Raw genomic sequence first — 21,121 nt, 5'->3', positions numbered from 1 at the left:
CAGAACAAGACTGAGTGCTTATATTTTTAATAATGAATTAGCGCGTGTCGTCACGCTCTAGCAAAACTGACGCTCACTAAGGTAACGAAATCGATAGAAAGAAAAAAAGAGCAGAAATAAGGGAATCAACAGTACGTAGAAAGCATGCCTTCCACCAAATACAGCAAACAAATTACCGGTTATCATACTACCTGTTGTTCCCCCCAAAGCAGAGAAAAAAAGGATTAAGCCCGTCATTGCCGCATGCTTTGTTTTGGGAAGAGCTGATAACATCACCGAATTGATTGCCGGGTAAATGGGCGCCATAAATAAGCCAATCATAGGAAGTAAAAAGGCTACAGCTGGGGCATCACGCCAACTTGACAGTGTTTCTGAGGCAGAGACTTGATAAGTGAAGGGTAATGTCAGTACGATGAGCAAACTCATTGCTATCAGGCTCGAGACTAACAGTGTGTACCAGTCTATTTTTTGCAACAGAATGCTGGTAAGAAAACGTCCTAAAACCAGTGATAAGGCAAAAATGCTCGCTGCCTGTACACTCATGGTTTTTGAAAATTGTAAAATTTCATTGTTAAACGTAGGTAACCAGGTGCCGATGCTTTGCTCAAGGAGGACATACAGAAAAGAGGAAAGAATAAAAACAAAAATCATCGGTTTTAAAATGAGTTTTAACATGGAATGAAAATCTTCTGATAAAGAAGCTGAGGCAGCAGGTGCCTCATTCTCGATTTTGATGCCGCTGAGCAATAAAATATTAATGAGGCATAAGACACTTATCCACCAATAGACATTTAGCCAATGATGATTAATGGTTGCTGTTTCATTTATGAATAAACTGAATAACCAATATCCCAAAAGTAAACCCAGCATAAAAAAGCCTTCCAGCATATTAAGCAGAGAAGCATGCTGGTTTTTATCTTTGGCAATCAAACCAACTATCGTATAGACCGAAATTTTAACAAGAGCAAAGCTTATTCCAACCGCTAAAAACATCAGTTTTGTAGTAAAAAAACTGGGAAATAAGGGCATACATACGCAAGCCAACATGGTTAGAATAAGTCCGGATTGTAAGGCCTTTATATATCCCAGACGTGGCAAAAAGGAAGCAAAAAAAAAGGAAACCAGAGCAATGGGTAAATCTTTATATCCTTCCAGGATACTGGCTTGTGGTTTGCTGACGCCGTAGTGATGAATTACCTGGAGTATGACTGTCCCGACACTGTTTAATAATAAAGAAAAGATAATATAACTTAGAATTAACGAGAGAATAATCGGTCCTCTTTTCATTACTGCATCCTTATTTAATCTCGATGATTTAGGTTCTGTGCACTTATCTTTTACCGGCGAAGGCCGGCATCCTCCAAATTTCGCTACGACAAAAGATAAATATATAACCTTAAGATTTCGTCAATAGACCCTTTCAGCAAGAAAAAATGTTTTTCAGTTTACCGAAAAAAAAAGTTTTTGCAATCAATCATAAATTGAGTAATATGGGTAACTCCGAAGACTATAAAGGTTTCAATATGGCACTGCACTTCGAATCCTCTGGTCTGATAACAGACTCCTGGTGTTTTAAAGTCAATCAATTTTTACCAGAGCAACAAATGTTGCTGGAAACGTTATTTGCACAGGCCAATGGATATATAGGCAGTCGCGGCAGTTATGAAGAGAGTTTAAGTGAAGATGTTGTTAGCTGTGAAGGTGTTTTTTTAAATGGTGTTTATCATCAGGAGCCTATAATCTACGGTGAGAAAGCCTATGGTTTTGCCACCCATAATCAGAAAATTCTGCAAGTGCCTAATGGTAAATACATTTGTCTATCAGTCGATGGTGAACCATTAAGTGCTTGTGATGAGCGCGCAGAAGGTCAAAGGGAGCTTGATTTTCGTACAGGCGTTTTCTATCGTCAACAAAAATGGCACACTCAGAATGGGAAAAAATTGACGTTGAAAAGTCGTCGTTTCGTTTCTTTGGCAAATCAGCATATTATGGGAATAGCATATCAAATTACCGCTGATAATTTTACAGGTTCGATATCGCTTTGCTCAGTCTTGGATGCCGGTTATAAGTTTACGGCCAGGAATGAAGATGATCCAAGAATAGGCTGCTTATCCATTGCTAACAGTCTTAAATGCATTGAACAGCAACAACAAACTGCCTTAAATGCTTTTCTTCACGAGGTAGAGGGTACCGATTTTATCGTTGCTTCTGCTTCTCTCGATATATTACCTCAGGAAGCAGAACACCTGTCCTTGGAAAATGAGCGAAACGAATTGCTGCGACAAAATTATCAAATTCATTTGCAAAAAGGGCAGCCCGTAACCTTTTTTAAATGGATTGCCTATCATCATTGTGATGCTGCTGACAATAAAAAAACAATGTTATCAGGCCTGATAGAATTGATGGAAAACGTGGCAAAAAAAGGGTTTGAGGAAGAGTTGCGTCAGCATCAGCAGGAGTTGGATGAGTTCTGGCAAAACTGTGATGTTGTCATCGAAGGTGATGAACGCCTGCAACAAGGTATTCGTTTTAATCTTTTCCATGTATTTCAGTCGGCGGGCAGAACAGGTTTTGCTAATATCGGGGCGAAAGGTTTGACCGGCCATGGTTATGATGGCCATTATTTTTGGGACACGGAGATCTATGTAATACCCTTTCTTTGCTTTAGTCAGCCAGAGATAGCACGTAAACTCATTGAATTCAGGATAAATACTTTGCCAAAAGCAAGGGAGCGGGCGCGACAGATGGCTCATGATATCGGAGCGCTTTATCCATGGAGGACTATAGGGGGAGAAGAGTGTTCGGCTTATTTTCCTGCAGGAACAGCTCAATACCATATCAATGCGGCCATTGCCTATGCCTTGAAGCAATATTTAAATGCGACAGATGAAGAGCAGATTCTCTGGGACGGTGGTGCAGAAATGCTTATAGAAACAGCGCGTTTATGGATGGATCTTGGACATTTCAATTTGAGTCGGGAAGGGAGGTTCTGTATCGATGGTGTCACAGGCCCTGATGAGTATACTGCCATTGTGAATAATAATTTTTACACGAATGTCATGGCTCAAATGCATCTACGATTTGCTGTGGAAATCACTCAGCGATTAAGGACATCATCTCCAAAGGATTTTAAAAAACTTGCTGTGAATTTGAGTTTAACAGATAAGGAGATCAATGACTGGCAGAAAGCAGCTGATCATATGTACCTTCCTTTTGATGAATCGTTGCAGATTCATTTACAGGATGACAGCTTTCTCAATAAGAAAATATGGGATTTCAACAATACACCACAGGATAAATACCCCTTGCTATTACATTTTCATCCTTTAGTCATTTACCGTCATCAGGTACTGAAGCAAGCTGATGTGATTCTTGCGATGTATTTATTGGATGATCAGTTTGATACTGAACAAAAAAGGCGTAATCTGTCTTATTATGCGCCTATAACCACTCATGATTCCACATTATCAGCCTGCATTCATGCCATTGAATACTGTGAGACGGGGGATGATAAAAAGGCCTATTCGTTTTTTGAAAATACTGTAAGAATGGATTTAGATAATCATCATGCGAACAGTGAATACGGTGTCCATATCGCCTGTATGTCAGGTTCATGGGCATGTATTGTACATGGCTTTGCCGGTTTCAGAGCCAGGACCGATGGCTTACACTTTAAGCCATCCTTGCCTTCACAATGGGTGGCATACAGTTTCAGGTTAAGATATCGTAATCAGCATCTAAGGGTTAGAGTTGCAAAAGAAGGGATTGTGTATGAATTATTAAAAGGAAATACGCTGGATGTCTATCATTTTAACCAAAAAGTCCGCCTGGATTTGAACAATCCCATACAAATATTGAGTTGGTGGCAGGAGAATTTAAGGCCGGAGCTATCCGATGCAGAGGGTGTTGTATGAGCGTTAAGGCTATGATTTTCGATCTGGATGGTGTTATCACTGACACAGCAAAATATCATTTTCAAGCTTGGCAAACGCTTGCCAATGAGTTGGATATCCAATTGGATGAGAACGATCATGAAGCATTGAAAGGCATTGACCGTCTTGCTTCCCTTGAATTGATTTTAGCAAAAGCTTCCATTTGCAAAACAGAAAAGGAAAAGCTTCAACTGGCTGAACGAAAAAACCAATATTATCGCAGATTAATTCAGTCAATGGGGCCTAAAGAAAGATTCGCGGGTGTAGAAGAATTTTTAATAGCCCTTCGTCAGCACGGTATATTAATTGGCCTTGCCTCATCGAGCAAAAATGCGGGTCTGGTTATCGAGCGACTTTCGCTTAAAGCCTATTTTGATTATATTGCTGATGCAAATAAAATCAAACATGGTAAACCCCATCCGGAAATTTTTTTAACAGTAGCACAAGCATTCAATATAGCACCTGGACATTGTATAGGTGTTGAAGACGCAGTAGCCGGTGTCAGGGCCATTAAAGCAGCGGGCATGATGGCTGCTGGCATTGGTAATAAACAGGTTCTGAAAGAAGCTGATTGGGTTTTTTCCTCGATTATTAATATGAATTTGCAGGAAATTTTATCTGTAAAGGTATTTTGTGGTTAAATTTGCTCTGCGCGCCCTCATCTCATTTGTCTGCGCTTAAATGACACAAAAAAGGCATAATATAATCAAAATATAATTTTGCACTACCCAGTGATAAAAATTGCTGGACTATTCATTTTTGCATAAGTTAAAGTTGCAAAGGTTTTTTTATGTTTTTAAAGGATTAAAGAATGATTTGGCTTGTTGCAATTATAGGCTCTGTTACTGGATTTCTGTTTGGTTATGATGAAGGGATTATTGCAGGCTCTCTTGAACTGGTCAAAAACCATTTTGCATTGACACCAGGTTACATCGGTGCCATGGCCTCTGCATTGCCATTTGGTGCGCTATTAGGCTCAATTCTTATAGGTGGTTTTCTTGCTTCAAAATGGGTTAATGGTATTGGGCGTCGCTTAATCTTGTCTTTTGCTGGTGTGTTGTTCTTTTGCGGGGCAATGGGGGCAGGTTTTGCCAATTCTACCTTTATGCTGATTTTATCAAGAACGATTCTGGGACTTGCTATTGGCACAGCCTCTGTGATTACACCCTTATACTTAGCAGAAGCAGCACCTGCATCGTTACGCGGAGCGATTGTAGCTATCTATCAATTGGCAATTACGGTGGGTATTGTCAGTGCCTATTCTGTCAATTATTTGTTGCTTGAACATCAAGCGTGGAGGGCAATGTTTGCATCCAGCGCCATACCTGCCACTATTTTAGGCATCGGTATTTTGTTTTTACCGGAATCTCCTCGCTGGCTATGCAGTGTTGGTAAACGTCATGCTGCCATCGATTCATTAAAAAAATTAAGAAAAAACCAAAAGATAGAAGAGGAAGTTGTGGATATTGAGAAAACGCTGGCAAATGAACCTAAAGATAGCAGTTGGCGTGATTTATATAAAAAAAGATTGCTTCCTGTTTTAATGCTGGGAATCATGCTGTCCAGTTTACAGCAACTCAGTGGCATTAACGTTATCATTTATTATGCTCCTGAAATTTTTAAAAGTCTTGGTGTGAGTGATACAATTGGCCAAATTTTGGCCACTCTTGGCATTGGTGTCGTTAATTTGCTTGTCACCATTGTGGCTTTGATCTATGTGGATAAACTTGGTCGACGGAAATTACTGTTGTTTGGGTTTGCTGGAACTTTTATCAGCCTTGGATTACTTTGTATATTTACGGTTTATCAGATCAAATGGCTTGCTTTCTTGTCCGTCTTTTGTCTTACTCTTTATATCTTCTCTTTTGCTATCAGTCTTGGTCCCGTTCCCTTTATTGCCATGGCTGAAATATTTCCACTGCATGTCCGAGGTGCAGGAATGGGAGCATCAATGGCAGCAAACTGGATTTTCAATACGATTGTGGTTTTCAGCTTTCCTTTGTTCGAAAAACAATTTGGCATTGAATACACTTTTGCTATGTATGCGCTGATATGCTTTGCAGGTCTCGTATATGCATACTATTTCATGCCTGAGACGAAAAATTTAAGCTTGGAAAATATAGAAAATTATCTAATGGCTGGAAAACCGCTTCGTCAATTGGGTCGAACAGATATCAATGAAGCGACGCCACCTATGGATATATCTCTTAACACTTTTGACCAATATAAAAATGGCCTGAAAACTTGATTTACAATATTAAAGTATCCAGTATAGAAATAGCTGGGCAGAGCAAGGATATACTTTTGATTAATAAAGCTTTCATAAAGGGATTATAATACATCATTTCCGAGCAGTTTTGCGCGGAAATGACAAAAATAAGATACAATATAATCAAAGTATGATTTTGCCATGATTTTGTGGAAAACTATTCTTTTTTGATGTATTTTCTTTCGCTACTTTGCATATAATTTGGAAATTGAAGGATTTTATCTCATTTAATTTTAGTAAAATCACCTCTGAAAGTGTTTAAGATTCACAGGAATAAAAAACAAATGTTTTACCGCAAAATGCTAAAATCAAAAATTCATCGAGCTACAGTGACCCAGGCGGATCTGGACTATGAAGGTAGTATTACCATTTCCTCGCAATTGCTTGAGGCTGCGAATATCCTGCCTAATGAAGCCGTTTCAGTATGGAACGTTACAGCAGGTACGCGTTTTGAAACCTATACCATTGAAGAGAGGAAAAACTCAGGTGAAATCTGTGTAAATGGTGCTGCAGCACATTTAGTCACGCCTGGTGATATCATTATTATTGCTTCATTTATACAGTTGGCTGAAGAACACTGTCGAGTGCATATACCAAGGGTAATTTTCGTTGATCAAAACAATCAAATAAAAGAGATGCGTCAGGAAAATGCCTCTTTGAATAAAATGAAAAACGCCAGTAGAAGTGAATTAGTGGAGGAAGTTTAGACGAAGCACATGACCGAATTGAAAATTTTTTGCCTAAAAAAGAATTGGCAACAGCCTATGGTGCGAAAAGTCGGTTATAGAATTCTTTTTGATAAACTCCGAACCGGGGTTTTTGATAAAAAATAAAATCTTAGTGCTTTCCATAAACACCTACTCTTGCCGGGTGCATTTAACCCCGATAAGATGAATTTTTATTAAGGAGCGCAGAGATGTTTTTTAACATAACGGGCACTTATACGGATCAGTATCAGCTCACTATGGGACAAGCTTATTTTTTAAAGGGTCAAAAAGATGATAAAGCGATTTTTGATTATTTTTTTCGCAAGCTCCCATTTGATGGAGGCTATGCGGTTTTTGCCGGTTTAGGAGACTTGCTGGAACAAATTGAACATCTTCGTTTTGATGCTGAGGATATTTCATATTTGAAATCTCAGGGATTTAATTCGGATTATCTCAATTATTTAAAAAATTTTCACTTCACAGGGAATATATATTCTTCGAAAGAGGGAGAAATCGTATTTCCTACCAGTCCGGTTTTGACCGTTGAGGCTAATATCATTGAAGCTCAGCTTATCGAAACCATGCTGCTCAATATTTTGAATTTTCAGACTTTGATAGCCACAAAAGCAAGTCGCATGCGATTTGTGGCGGGAAAACGAAAATTGATTGAATTTGGTTTAAGAAGAGCTCAGGGAGCAGGCGGATATTTTGCCAGCAAAGCTTCAGTGATCGGTGGATTTGATTCAACCAGTCATGTTCGTGTCGGTCGTGATTATGATATACCTATTTCAGGAACTATGGCTCACTCTTTTGTTCAAAGCTATGATGATGAAATATCTGCATTTCGAGATTTTTCCGAAGTCTGGTCTGATAACTGTGTCTTGTTGGTCGATACTTATAATACGCTTGAACAAGGCGTTCCCAATGCAATCAAGATTGGCAAAGAAATGGAGAAACGGGGTAATAAACTTAAAGGAATTCGTCTCGATAGTGGTGATTTGGCTTATCTGGCAAAGAAATCACGTCAACTGCTGGATGAAGCCGGGCTGGATTATGTCGAGATAGCAGCTTCAAATCAGTTAGATGAGCATGTCATTAAAAGTTTGTTGGAGCAAAAAGCACCTATTGATATTTTTGGCGTGGGGACAAATCTGGCCATAGGGGCACCAGATGCTGCATTGGATGGTGTCTACAAACTTGCATTTGCAAGAGGTAAACCCAGGATTAAACTTTCTGAAAGCTTAAATAAAATCACTTTGCCAGGGAAAAAACAAGTCTATCGCTTTTTCAATGGAAATGGGGACTTCTTAGGCGCAGATATTATTGCTTTAGCTGAAGAGAGCAATCATTTCAGTAAAATGTTTCATCCTTTTGAGTCTGCCAAATCGATGTCTGTAAAAGGATATGAAATGGAACCTTTGCTACATAAGGTAATGGAGAATGGAAAACCAACCATGCAAACAAAAACGCTTAAAGAGACAATGAATTATCACCAAAAACGCTTAAAGCTATTGCCGTCAGAATATAAACGTTTCGAGAATCCTCATATTTATAAAATAGGTTTAAGCTTAGAGCTGATGAATAAGAGAGAAGATTTAAGAAAAAAACATGAGCAGGAATAAACATGAAAACCTTGGTGATCATTGATGTACAAAATGATTTTATGCCGGGAGGTGCATTGGAAGTTCAGGATGGCGACGCTATTGTACCAGTCATCAACCGTATCTCCAGCTCTTTTGAGCTCGTTATTGCAACTCAGGACTGGCACCCGGCAAATCACAAAAGTTTTGCTTCAAATCATGCTGACCACAAACCTTTTGACAAAATAAAACTACATGGTGTCGAGCAGATCCTATGGCCTGATCACTGCGTTCAAATGTCTTTTGGTGCTGAATTTCATCCACAATTAAATATTGCTCCGATAGAAACCATTTTTCGCAAAGGAACCAATCCCGAAATGGATAGTTACAGTGGTTTTTATGATAATGGTCATCAGAAAAGCACCGGTCTTAGTGGCTATCTTCGTGAAAAAAAAGCCAACGAGCTTTATTTTTGTGGCTTAGCTGCGGACATTTGTGTTTATTATTCAATTAAAGACGCCATGAAAGAACATTTTAAATGCTGGTTATTGGAAGATGCGGTACGTCCCCTGGATGTTGAACAATATAAACGCCTAAAAAACGAGCTTGTGAATGAAGGGGTAAATATTACTAGCAGTTCAATCGTTAAGAAAAAGACAGGATTTTCTTCATGAGCATTTCTAAATTTAACCTCACCGTAAAAACTTTATAGGTATAATGCCCCAAAAGGTATTCACGCTTTTATGTGAACTCACGCAATTTATTAAATCCTATCTTGCAAAATCTTTAGCAGATTGTTATAAGAAAAGAGAGTGCCTCTATTCTGAAGAATGAGGCATTAAGCTGCCACGGGGAAATGCATACGGAAAAAATAGATTTTAAGCTTACAAAAATCGAGCTGTTTTCCGTATCAGTCCAATATTTATAATTTGCGAGTGCCAGAACCCATACATGATATGGGCATGTGTCATAAAAAATGGGAATGGATTCATTCGCTAGGCTTGAAAATCCTTTTCAAGGAGGGTATATGGCATACACCCCACCAATCTTTAGTGAGCTTTTACAGAAAACCCACAATTTGATACATACTTTTTCGGCGATTGCCAGACGTTATAATCCACCAGGTAGAGCCTCTCTTGATAGTCCAAAAGAATGGTCTGAAATTTATAAACTGCCTAGTTTGGCCAGTGATAATCCATCGAGTTTGGACGTTCTTTTGGTGTTGATAAATGAGGAAATGTTAAAAAAAAAGAATTGTTCTGATCGTGCCTCACAAATTGAAGTATTCAGAAAGTTATATACCGAACTTTTCCCAGTAGCTTTGCAATCGAACGAAGAAAATAAAAAAGCGGCTTTACAGATGTTGCTGGGGGCGTTGTTTCATCGCTATTATAGAATTATTGCTGAATATAGTTGGTCTTATTCTTTTTGGGGCACCAGGGATGAAGAAGAAGTAAAAAAACGTTGTAGGCGACAATGCAGGCTGTTTGTGGTGATAGAAGATATTCTGGGCATAACGAAAGAAAATCACTTGGATCCTTTGACGGTTACAACTTGCTGCCAGACGTTTCGTGCTAATATGGAATTGGATGATAATTATAAAAAATTTCCTCATTTCAAAGATGATCCTAATTTTTTTATTTATTTAGATAGAATCATTAAGGAGCAGGAGCAGAAGTCTACACCTTATAAGAAACAAATTGAAGGAATAGATTTTTTAGAATCTTTAGCGGAAATGGTTGAACAGCTTCATCAAAATGTTCATTCAGCTTTGGAAGATGTATTTAAGACATTGGAAAATTCTTCTTCTCATGAAAAATTCAGTTTAGATATAGTAAGAGAGCTATCCCTTGAAAACATCAAGGATTCCGATATTAGAAAAAAGGTAGCAGAGCTTATTTCTTCAGCTTGTAATTATATCTGTTCTGAAACCCCGGAGAAAAGTGAAGACGCTCTATGGTTTAAGGAGGTTGTTACAGCTTGCTTAAATTCCCGAAGCCAATATGCTTTATTTGGTGCTTTTGTGGCTATGCTTTACCGACCGATAAAAATGGAGCAATTAACGAAATCTTTAAAACTGGTTTTGGAATGTAGCAGTGAGAACAATATTAATACAGATCACCAAGCCTGTTTTCAGGGTCTTGATATGCTACAACGTTGGTTATTGGATTCAGGTTCGGAAGGCAGCCATTTTCAACTTAATTGCAAGACTTGGGGAAGTCTGGACGTATTTAAGGACCAAGTTACTCTGCAGAGGGCAGAATTTTTAAAACTGGTAGAGAAAGAAAATGAAAAACAAATAAGTTTTAGCCTTTTATAAACTCCGAACCGTGGTTTATAAGAAAATTGACCTATATTATTTTTCTCATGATTTAAAAATCAGTTGCTTATTTTTATAGCTGACCCTTATCGAATCACCGGGTTTGAACTTTCCAGTCAATAGATCCTGGGCCAAAGGGTTTTCCAATTTTTGCTGAATGACTCGTTTTAAAGGTCGTGCTCCATATACTGGATCAAAACCGCTCTCAGCTATATAGGCAAGCGCCTCTGGTTTGACATCCAATCGCATATTTTGTTGCTCTAGCTTTTTTTGTAGATGATTGATTTGAATTTTGGCAATGGTGGCGATTTGATCTTTTTCCAAAGAGTGAAAAACCACACTATCATCAATGCGATTAACAAATTCGGGTCGAAAATGCTCGTTGACCACACCCATAACAGCTTCCTTCATTTGTTCATAGCTGAGTTTACTGCTCATTTCCTGAATTAGATGTGAACCAAGATTTGAAGTCATAACGATGACTGTGTTACGAAAGTCAACCGTTCGACCTTGGCCGTCGGTCAGACGACCATCGTCCAGCACTTGTAATAAAATATTAAAAACATCACCGTGTGCTTTTTCAATTTCATCAAGTAGTATGACCGAGTATGGTCGACGACGGACAGCCTCTGTTAAATATCCTCCCTCTTCATAACCGACATAACCTGGAGGAGCACCGATGAGTCTTGCCACAGAGTGTTTTTCCATAAATTCCGACATATCAATGCGCACCATGGCTTCTTCAGTGTCAAAGAGGAAAGCAGCGAGAGCTTTACATAACTCTGTTTTACCCACACCTGTCGGGCCTAAAAAGAGAAAAGAGCCAATAGGGCGATTGGGGTCAGAAAGTCCGGCACGAGAGCGCCGAATGGCATTGGAGACCACGCTAACGGCTTCATCCTGACCAACCAATCGTTTGTGAAGGGCTTCTTCCATATGCAATAGCTTTTCTTTCTCACCTTCCAGCATTTTAGCAACTGGAATACCTGTCCATTTGGACACCACTTCAGCAACTTCTTCATCTGTGACTTTGTTTCGGACCAGTTTTGTCTCTTGTGATTCGGTTGCAGATACGTCTTTTAATTGTTTTTCCAGTTCAGGTATTCGACCATATTGTAGTTCAGACATGCGTGTTAGATCACCGGCTCGTCTAGCCGTTTCCAACTCAAGTTTAGCTTGCTCAAGGGCTTCTTTGATATGAGTGGTACCTTGCAGCGCCGCTTTTTCTGTTTTCCATATTTCTTCAAGATCAGAGTAATTTTTTTCCAGCTCTTCGATGGATTTTTCCAGGTCCTCAAAGCGTTTTCTGGAGGCCTCATCCGTTTCTTTCTTGAGAGCTTCTCTCTCAATTTTGAGTTGAATAAGTCTGCGGTCAAGTTTGTCAAGGCTTTCTGGCTTGGAGTCGATTTCCATTCGAATTTGACTTGCTGCCTCATCGATTAAATCAATGGCCTTATCAGGGAGTTGTCGATCAGAAATATATCGATGGGAAAGTGTTGCGGCTGCAACGATAGCAGGATCCGTAATTTCTACGCCATGATGGACTTCATAGCGTTCCTTTAAGCCGCGCAAAATGGCTACAGTATCTTCAACACTGGGTTCATTCACAAGAACTTTTTGAAAACGGCGCTCCAAGGCGGCATCTTTTTCTACGTATTGACGGTATTCATCAAGCGTGGTAGCTCCAATACAATGAAGTTCCCCGCGAGCGAGCGCTGGTTTTAGCATATTTCCTGCATCCATGGCTCCTTCTGCTTTACCGGCGCCTACCATGGTGTGCAATTCATCAATAAATAAGATGATTTGTCCTTCCTGTTTAGCCAGATCATTTAGAACGGCTTTCAAGCGTTCTTCAAATTCACCTCGATATTTGGCGCCGGCAATCAAGGCTCCCATGTCCAGAGCAAGCAAGCGTTTATTTTTCAGGCCTTCAGGAACTTCCCCATTGATGATGCGTTGGGCCAAACCTTCAACGATAGCAGTCTTACCTACACCGGGCTCACCGATGAGTACAGGATTATTTTTGGTGCGTCTTTGTAGAACTTGAATGGTTCGACGTATCTCATCATCCCGACCGATGACAGGGTCAAGTTTACCTTGCTCAGCGCGTTCTGTAAGATCGAGGGTATATTTTTCCAGTGCTTGTCGCTGTTCTTCAGCATTGGGATCTTGAATGGATTCCCCGCCTCTGAGCTCATCAATGGCTTTTTCGATGGCATTTTTATCCCCACCTGCCTGCTTTAAAAGCCGGGCAAGAGTCCCATCTTCACTGATTGCTGCAAGAATGAATAATTCACTGGAAATGTAATGGTCCTTACGTTTTTGCGCCAGCTTGTCTGTCAGATTAAGTAATTTGGCCAGATCATTGGATACGTGAATTTCACCACCTATTCCGGAAACTTTAGGCAGATTGTCGAGGGCTTGATCGATGGAAGTTCTTAGCTGGGCAATATTGACGCCTGATTTGCTAAGTAAAGGGCGACAGCTGCCTCCTTCTTGATCCAGTAATGCTTTCATTAAATGTTCTGGCTCAACAAAACCGTTATCACGACCTAAGGCAAGTGATTGAGCATCAGCTAAAGCCAGTTGAAATTTTGAAGTGAGTTTGTCCATTCGCATAGTATGACCTTAAAAATAGGGATTTCATTTATTGCATTACTTACGTAAAATGAGGTTCTTTTCTTTAAATTCAAGTGCCTAAATATGAATAATGAAAGTTCTTCAAATGATAAACAGGATTCACAAGCGCTATTGAATACTATGATTCTAGAATATATGCGTGAGCAAAGGCGCAAACGGCGCTGGCGCTGGTTGTTTCGTATTTTTATTTTATTATTTATTATTTTTTTATTTTTCAAAATAAATCAAATCAACATGGACGATAAAACGGCAACTATTTTAAAACCGCATGCTGGCTTAATCGATCTTACCGGAACCATATTTGAAGGGCGATCTGCGAGTTCTGATAATTTAGTTAAGGCACTTGATAATGCTTATCAAAATAAAAACATGAAAGGATTGATTCTGCGCATCAACAGTCCTGGGGGAAGTCCTGTTCAAGCGGAATACATGTATAATTCCATACGTTATTATCAGCAAAAATATCCGGACATTAAAATTTATGCTGTCTGTGTGGATGCCTGCTTGTCCGCTGGTTATTATGTGGCCTCCGCAGCTGACGAAATCTACGCAAGTCCGGTCAGTCTGGTAGGCTCTATTGGCGTGGTCTATAATGGATTTGGTTTTGTGGACACGATCGATAAACTGGGAATGACAAGACGTTTGCAGACTGCGGGTATGAATAAGGCTTTTCTTGATCCTTTTTCACCAGAAAAACCCAAAGATAAACAATATTTGCAAACCATGCTTGACTTGATCCACCAACAGTTTATTTCTCGAGTCAAAGAAGGACGGAAAAGCCGATTGCACATTGACAGTGATACATTTTCCGGTCTTTTCTGGACTGGGGAGCAGTCGTTAGGCCAAGGTTTAATCGATGGTTTTGGCAGCAGTGGTGATGTGGCCCGCGTTAAAATTAATGTCGATGACATCATTGATTACACTTATAAACCCAATTTATTTGAGCGTTTTGCTAAGAACGTGGGAACGGCGATGGCTAACGAATTGCCGAGCGCTTTGGGAATAAAACAGGGCATTAGCTAACTTAAAGCCCATAAATGTAAAAAGATAAGGGCAGACTGTTTATGCACACCTGTTATTGAGAAGTATACTCGTTTAGCGACATCAAAGAGCATGCCTTTGATGTCGAGTTGAGGTTATTTTAGTTGCCTCCAGGATTGTCTGCCGAAGATCTGGCTTCCAGGATTCTCATTGATTTTCTGGATATCGCCGCTGGTACCAGGTAGATATTTGTATTCCTTATCACCGGCATTTAATACTGAAGGGGTTGCAATCAACCCTACTTGTGATTTAAGGCCGCTCACAGGGACTGTGATCGTTTGACTGTTGCTGTCGACATAAGTACCGCTGTCCCCACTATCGATTGTACCGTCATTATTAACATCAAAAACATTATAGTCGAGCCTGCTGCCATCCAGAGCATTTAGCTCCATTAACCAGCTTTCTCCTCCAAAATCACAAGGGTCATCGGTGGGAATGAGTGTGGAAAAAATAATTTTATCATTGAGAAAAACAAGGTTGGACACCACACGTTCTCCTCGGGCTACTCCATTCACAATGAGATCCAGATACCACCCTCGATCATTGTTTGCCAACAAGTTCTCGCTGGTAATACGGGTATTCTCTGATTCCGAGATGATCGTTTGCTCTCTTAGCTGAGATCGACCAGTGATGACACCGGTATTATTGTCACGTAAAGCATAGACTGATTGTATTGATAAATCCGTTTTATCGGATACTTCCAAATATTTTCCTGTACCAAAATAAACTTGAAAGGCCGATTGATTGAAACTTAATCTGGATACAATAGGGCGTGAGGTAATGGGTTGACGATTTCCATTTGCATCCTGGGCTACAAAAAGAGGAGCAGGGGAACTGCCTTGTTTAAAGCTGAAGCCCCAACTGTTTGGATTATTAGCGGAAATGTCTATTTTCCATAAATTCCCAAACATATCTCCTGCATAGATAAAGTCGGCGATGCTATTGCCATCTACGTCTACAATGATTGGCGTTGACATGCCATTGGGTCTGCCAAGAGCTAGTGGATCTGCACTCATCCCAACACCTGTGTCAAATTTTTTAATAATGGCCTTGGTTTCAATGTCCACAATGTAAATGACAGCATTGCCTGTGGTGCTAACAAAATTATCCGACGCTGTGTTGTTGTATCCATTACCAAAAATGGCTGCCCACTTGCCGTTAGCAAGTCTTACGATGGAAGGTTGACTGTAGGTGAGGCCAAGATCAGGATCATCGGCGTCAGTGAATTCCCAAAGCACAATGTTATCAGCAGAGGCCTCGTTAAACTGATTGGGATCGGTAATATCTAATGCATATACCGCTTGTCCTCCTCCATTCAGTCCCGCAGCAAGAACCGTTCGCCACTGGTTATTAACCAGAGCGTCAATGACCGTAGGGGAGCCATCAACAAAATAGCGATGATTGTAATCCTGTGAAGTCAATTGTGGTAAAGAGGATATGATTTTCGCCGGAATATAGGCAAACAACTCACTTCCATTGTCAGCGTCAAAAGCATGCAGTATGCCATCATTGGCGCCGACATAAATGACATTTTTTCGATTTGCATTATTTTCCTTAAAGGTAGTATAGGATACGTTATTTTCTGGAGCTCCATCGATCCAGATAAGAGGGTACTGTTGCTCAGGCTGAGCTACAGAAATGGGGGTTGAATTAATGATATCTCCCAGAGGTGTTATCCTATCTCTGAACGTTCCTCCATTTTGAACTTCCTGAGCTTTATTGCCCCGAATGTATTCGAGTCTTGCCTGTCCGAGATTATCGACAGTGGCTGTTGTCGGGTTCGTATTTAATGCCGTAATCTGAGCTATATCCATTTCGGATAGCCCTGGAGAGGCTTCATTCGCCGGCCAACGGAATGGGATACCTATTTGAGTCGAGGGTTTATAGGTAATTATCCGTCTGCCTGAATCAAAATTCTGGCTCTGTAAGGTTTGAGAAGCATCCCATAGTGAACCCATAGGCCCGCTTCCATTTCTTAAAATGTTACCTGTAGCTGGATCAATAGCAAAAGCCAGCAACTGCCCGCTCCAGTCTTTTGTACGGAATATGGCTTGATAAATACGAGTATTTTCTGCCAGAAAACCGCTGCTTAAAGCAGCCGATGAAAATGATCCTGTTCGCTCAATGATTTGCTCGAATACCTTGGCAATTTGTTCCCGTAAGCTGGTAGCATTCGTGATGAGGAAATAATTATCGGGATCTCCGTTACCTGTAGTATCCCATTCGGAGGCTTGGTCAGGAATGTTGTTGCCGTTAGTATCGTTAAATCCTCCCCATTTAGCAGTATACCATAAAGGAGACTTTAATGTGATGGCTGCCGGTTGATTGCTGGGAGTAAATGTACGTGTTGCTGAAAGAGGTAAAGCAGCCCCGTCCTGCCAAAGCTGGCCAGGTAATTGACCAGGCGGAGTATCAAGAAAATAATCCGGATCATTACCTTCTGCAGTATCAAAATCCCTTACTTCAAGATAGACACCATCTTCTGTTGTCCCGGAAATCACATATCCCATGTGTTGTATAATGGAACCAGCAGCATAGGTGGAATCAAGATGAACCGTGAGTGTATTGTCGGCATTCACCGTTACGGTGTATTGAACGATAGCATCCATGTCAAAGTCAGCACCCTGTTGTACATCTTCAAAATTAATACGGAAAACGGCTGATGTTGTGGTAAGCTGATCAATGTAAACGTCAACGATATTATTAGAAGGCTGATATTGTCCTTGAGTTGGATCGATACTGAAGCCTCCTACTGACTTGGCGAAAGGAACAATACGGATAAGGTTATCACCAACGTTGAATTTAAATTCCGGTAAAGGAGATGAAAGAGCTGCGATGTATGATTTGACGCTTTGTTTCCCTTGAGCGCTATTGATATCATTGATCCAGGCATAATAAGAAACGGCCGCACTATAATAACTTCCTTCAGAATTAGCTTCCTGTGGAGCAAGACCGCGAATATTACTGAAGCTGTTGACAGTTTTAGGAGTGGGAGCGCCATCGATATTGCTGCCGGATTGCCCAATAAAAGCCAGTAAACTGCTAAAACCTTCACCTGAAAAAATGGTTTGTGCCAGTTGGGACGCATTAAAATTATCTAAATCACCAGTGAAACTGTTAAAATAACTGCCAGGGATTAAATTGCTGTCATATGAAGGATATAGATCACTGATCACCAACATATTTGCAGTTGAGCAGCGAGGATATTCATTGTATGGGTTTTGCCAGGAAGGTTTGGCAAGGCCCAGGCTGCTATCCGTTCCACTGGAATAATTATAACTGGAAGTTGGTGAATTTTTCCCTGCAAAATAACGAGTCGCTTCATACATCATTTCTGCAATGGGATTTCCCCACATTTCACATTCACCATTATTAATATTACGTGTTGTTATCCAGCCGCAGCTATAGGTGTAATCCGTCTGAAAACCAGTCACCGTAAGTTTGTCTAATGTCGCGATGATCCCATTTAAAGCGGTAAACTGTCCAGTATTTAAATTAATTTCATCGGTAATGGATGAAATATTTTTACGTAAAACTCCGCCAGCGAGATTGTTGGTATAACTTCCTGTAATTAAGCCAAAAAGCATAGCGTCATTTTCGCCGAATTCCTGTAACAGACCTATGGGTTTATATTCCCCATTAGGATAGACACGACAGTTAGCTTCCAATCCCACCGTTGCATCACAAACTTTAACGCGTACGACATAATCCTGAATGCCACTTATGAGAGGACCTGAGCTTCCATTCAAGGCTCGACTTCCTGCCACTGGTCTTTCTATACTAACCCACTCCCAGATTCTGTAAGGTTGATTTGGGGCAACCCTTAACAATGGAGCAGCCGTACCGTTTCTCAGTGTGGTATTGGCAAAAAGATGATAGCTTGTGGAAGAGGAAGGTGCCGATAGAGGTGTATAGTCACTGATGTTATAACCGTCTACAGCAGCGCTGTTGTATTCTTTTCCCCAGCTATGACCGTCCTGCGGAATGTATGTGCGTTGCAGAATGGTTTCATTTTCGCTGTCAATTGCGCGATAACCACCGTAGAGAACCTTACGTATCGCGTCCAGCCTTGCAGTGGTAATATAATTCAAAAAATTACCACTCCAGTTTCCGGAACATTGTTTGGTAGCGGACTTGGAAACAGGGTAGAAATATTGGTTGGCACTGTCATAGGCATAACATTTATAACTGTCGAAATAACCGTAGTAATCGATGCTCGGTATAAACTTCAAATCGATTTGTCCATCGCCATTTACATCAGAAACATCGTTATAAGCTTCAAAATAAAGTTTATGATCACGACCTATAACAAGCATTGTTAATGGTGGAACACTGTCCGTAAGAAATAAAGGTGTTTGTGATATATTCAGGGGCGCTGCAATCAGCATGTTAATGCATAGCCAACCGGTAAAAAAAGATGCACATAAACGAAGTTTAAGCATCAGTATCTCCTTGCAACGGTGGTTTGCAAAATACTGACAGAATCATTTGTAGCTCCTGTACCTCGAGCAGTAATTTGATAATAAAATACACCCGTGCTTTTAACAGAAGAGCTTCCTACGACAGGTGCGTCTGGAATAAATTGCATAAATTCAATGAAATAACGTGGAGGAGTGGCTATATCACTCAGACTGGCAGGGTAGACTGCGGAATGAGCTGTCCACCATGATGTATTTTGTTGTGTAAAATCTATATTGTACTTTCGCTCCTGTACGCAAGGATGTGAAGGACAAGTGGCATGCACTTTGGGTTCTGTAGGTTGATTCAAGACCCATTTCTCCCCAGCTCTGAGCGCGGATTCGGCAGAGGAAAACGATAATAATTTATCCTGCAGGTTGGAACTCATTTTTTCTTCCATATGGGTGACCTGCATGGCACTTACGCCTAACAAGGTAATCACCAATAAAAGCAGTAATGAAACTGCAAGAGTTGCGCCTTTTTGCGTATTCATCCTGGCAACGCCCTGTTTCTTAAAGTGACAAAGGTATTCCACTGACGACGTAACTTACGGTCGGAGGGTGTTACCGTTGTTCCGTTAAACGTATAAGACTCAGCTTTAGTATTTACATTTTCAATGGTTGCAAACAGTAAATTGATATTTACGCTGATGACGCTATTCCAATTATTCGCACTATTAACCTGCGCTGCAGATTGATAGCTGTCTGCTGCGCGATCTCCATTGGTATCCACACCATAAGTAATTTGCATTTGTTCAACGCCTTCGGCGATTTCTTCTTCAACACCGTTGATGTTTTGTCGATATAACGCCAGAATAGGCTGGCCCTGTGCGTTTGTTCGGCCAGTGTCTTTGATGTAAAATACATAGTAGAAAAAGCGCATCACTTGCGCATTTGTCAAATAAGGGATGCTAAGGTGATTGGATGTATTGTTGCTTACCGTGTGGGTAATGGCTGTGGCGTTGGTATTTGCACCGGCTTCAAAGATATCGGCTACAGAACAATCAGTGATCATGACAATTTCACCTGCCTGAATTCCTAGACGATCATCTACCAGAACAGGATTGTTGGTTTGATTCATGTCCGATGTAAGATTCACACTATGAAATGAAGCCATGCGGATTTCCAATACGTCATTGCCGGGAACAGGATTTGCCGTTAAATATGTAGGCAATGAAGGACTAAAGCTGGAAGAAAGGCCGTCGTAACCTTTAATAGCGATGTCATAATCTGACAAATTTGGTTGGTTTGAGACCAAATTGGTCGTATTTATTTTGCTTTGATTTCCACACCCATGATGCCCAGCCATACGCAATTCTTTACTGAGTAAAAAATTCGCATATCTGCCATTCTCCTGTAATCGTGCTAAAGCAGCTTGTATGGTATTTGTGGTACGGTTGCTAAGATATATTTCTCCCACAGTGGCAATAATTAATGTGCCAAGCGCAATGGAAACCATCAACTCCACAATGGAGAACCCCCTGCTTTTTCGCAAGATCATAACTGGACCTCCACAATAAAGCAGCTGAGATCAATGGCCGCATTACCGCTGCAGCCTGTCCCCGTCGCTCCTGTACGATTGCCATCCCAACGCAGTGTAATGATGTGACGGTTGCCATTAACGGTTACAGTACCTTGTCCGGAAGGTAATAATTGAGCATTAGTTGTATTCCATTGATTAGTATCTCGCTGGGCAATTTGGCTTAAGGTACAGGTGGTACAATTCGGGTCGGGAGGAATCCCTGTGATGTTATTATAATGACCTGTTTCTACTCCTTCCAGGTTTGCATACATCCGATCTACCATGTTATTGACTTGGGATATGGCAATAGAGCGCAAATGGGCTGAATGATTGTAGCGAGTAGAATGACCCTGTAGAGCAGCAATCCCCAATAAACCAATAGCAATAACAACGACACTTACTAGAACTTCAATCAAGGTTGTTCCTTTTTGTTGGTTTCTTAAATTCATTTTTAATTAAATTGTATGTTTTTGTATAAATATGTGCATAAATTATACCGTTGTTTTTTCAAATGGTCTTATCCAAAGTTATTCAAAAGATCAATGCAATAAGTAGAGCACAGTAAATAATGTTCGACATAAAAGATATTCGCGTTTTTATATTGCTAAACGAAGCAAAGTTTTTACACAGGATTAAGGCAAAAGTTGGGCAAT

General features: G+C 40.4%; 14 protein-coding genes. 8 read left to right on the top strand and 6 right to left on the bottom strand.

Going from position 1 to position 21,121, the window contains the following annotated elements:
- Positions 1–57: 57 nt before the first annotated feature.
- Positions 58–1,287 carry an MFS transporter gene (locus tag E4T55_RS01125; protein WP_058501482.1) on the bottom strand — a complete coding sequence of 410 codons (1,230 nt, stop codon included), beginning with the start codon at positions 1,285–1,287 and terminating at the stop codon, positions 58–60.
- Positions 1,288–1,523: 236 nt separating this feature from the next.
- Between E4T55_RS01125 and E4T55_RS01120 the strand changes: the two genes are divergently transcribed.
- The 7 genes from E4T55_RS01120 to E4T55_RS01090 all read left to right on the top strand — a co-directional run bounded on the left by E4T55_RS01120 (position 1,524) and on the right by E4T55_RS01090 (position 10,808).
- A complete protein-coding gene (locus E4T55_RS01120) occupies positions 1,524–3,914 on the top strand; it encodes a glycoside hydrolase family 65 protein (RefSeq protein WP_065235980.1) in 2,391 nt (796 codons plus the stop codon).
- A complete protein-coding gene (pgmB, locus tag E4T55_RS01115; RefSeq protein WP_058501481.1) occupies positions 3,911–4,573 on the top strand; it encodes a beta-phosphoglucomutase in 663 nt (220 codons plus the stop codon). Before E4T55_RS01120 ends, pgmB begins: the two co-directional genes overlap by 4 nt.
- Before the next feature lie 170 nt (positions 4,574–4,743).
- Entirely contained in the window at positions 4,744–6,180 is a 1,437-nt protein-coding gene (locus tag E4T55_RS01110; protein ID WP_058501480.1) for a sugar porter family MFS transporter, read from the top strand.
- 305 nt (positions 6,181–6,485) lie between these two features.
- Entirely contained in the window at positions 6,486–6,908 is a 423-nt protein-coding gene (gene panD / locus E4T55_RS01105) for an aspartate 1-decarboxylase (protein ID WP_058501479.1), read from the top strand.
- A 209-nt stretch (positions 6,909–7,117) separates the two neighbouring features.
- Positions 7,118–8,530: a nicotinate phosphoribosyltransferase gene (locus tag E4T55_RS01100; protein WP_058501478.1), complete on the top strand. Its 1,413-nt coding sequence runs from the start codon at positions 7,118–7,120 to the stop codon at positions 8,528–8,530.
- 2 nt (positions 8,531–8,532) lie between these two features.
- Entirely contained in the window at positions 8,533–9,162 is a 630-nt protein-coding gene (gene pncA / locus E4T55_RS01095) for a bifunctional nicotinamidase/pyrazinamidase (protein ID WP_058501477.1), read from the top strand.
- Positions 9,163–9,515: 353 nt separating this feature from the next.
- Complete coding sequence (locus E4T55_RS01090; RefSeq protein ID WP_058501476.1) at positions 9,516–10,808, top strand: hypothetical protein; 1,293 nt, start codon at positions 9,516–9,518, stop codon at positions 10,806–10,808.
- A 45-nt stretch (positions 10,809–10,853) separates the two neighbouring features.
- On the opposite strand, the gene clpB is transcribed toward E4T55_RS01090, so the two are convergent.
- Positions 10,854–13,427: an ATP-dependent chaperone ClpB gene (gene clpB / locus E4T55_RS01085; protein WP_058501475.1), complete on the bottom strand. Its 2,574-nt coding sequence runs from the start codon at positions 13,425–13,427 to the stop codon at positions 10,854–10,856.
- An 84-nt stretch (positions 13,428–13,511) separates the two neighbouring features.
- On the opposite strand from clpB, the gene E4T55_RS01080 reads away from it, so the two are divergent.
- Complete coding sequence (locus tag E4T55_RS01080) at positions 13,512–14,471, top strand: S49 family peptidase (protein WP_058501474.1); 960 nt, start codon at positions 13,512–13,514, stop codon at positions 14,469–14,471.
- Positions 14,472–14,584: 113 nt separating this feature from the next.
- On the opposite strand, the gene E4T55_RS01075 is transcribed toward E4T55_RS01080, so the two are convergent.
- Genes E4T55_RS01075 through pilV form a run of 4 tightly spaced genes read right to left on the bottom strand, consistent with a single transcriptional unit; the run spans position 14,585 to position 20,884 of the window.
- Complete coding sequence (locus tag E4T55_RS01075; protein ID WP_058501473.1) at positions 14,585–18,931, bottom strand: pilus assembly protein; 4,347 nt, start codon at positions 18,929–18,931, stop codon at positions 14,585–14,587.
- Positions 18,931–19,440: a pilus assembly PilX family protein gene (locus E4T55_RS15145; RefSeq protein ID WP_058501472.1), complete on the bottom strand. Its 510-nt coding sequence runs from the start codon at positions 19,438–19,440 to the stop codon at positions 18,931–18,933. Before E4T55_RS15145 ends, E4T55_RS01075 begins: the two co-directional genes overlap by 1 nt.
- Positions 19,437–20,447, bottom strand: a complete 1,011-nt coding sequence (locus E4T55_RS01065) for a PilW family protein (RefSeq protein ID WP_058501471.1) — start codon at positions 20,445–20,447, stop codon at positions 19,437–19,439. The genes E4T55_RS15145 and E4T55_RS01065 overlap by 4 nt, the downstream gene beginning before the upstream one ends.
- A complete protein-coding gene (gene pilV / locus E4T55_RS01060) occupies positions 20,444–20,884 on the bottom strand; it encodes a type IV pilus modification protein PilV (protein WP_058501470.1) in 441 nt (146 codons plus the stop codon). The genes E4T55_RS01065 and pilV overlap by 4 nt, the downstream gene beginning before the upstream one ends.
- Positions 20,885–21,121: the final 237 nt, after the last annotated feature.

The sequence above is a fragment of the Legionella israelensis genome (assembly GCF_004571175.1).
Classification (GTDB): Bacteria; Pseudomonadota; Gammaproteobacteria; order Legionellales; family Legionellaceae; genus Legionella_D; species Legionella_D israelensis.
The sequence above is the reverse complement of the archived record's forward strand: the minus strand, read 5'-3'. Positions and strand labels throughout refer to the sequence as shown.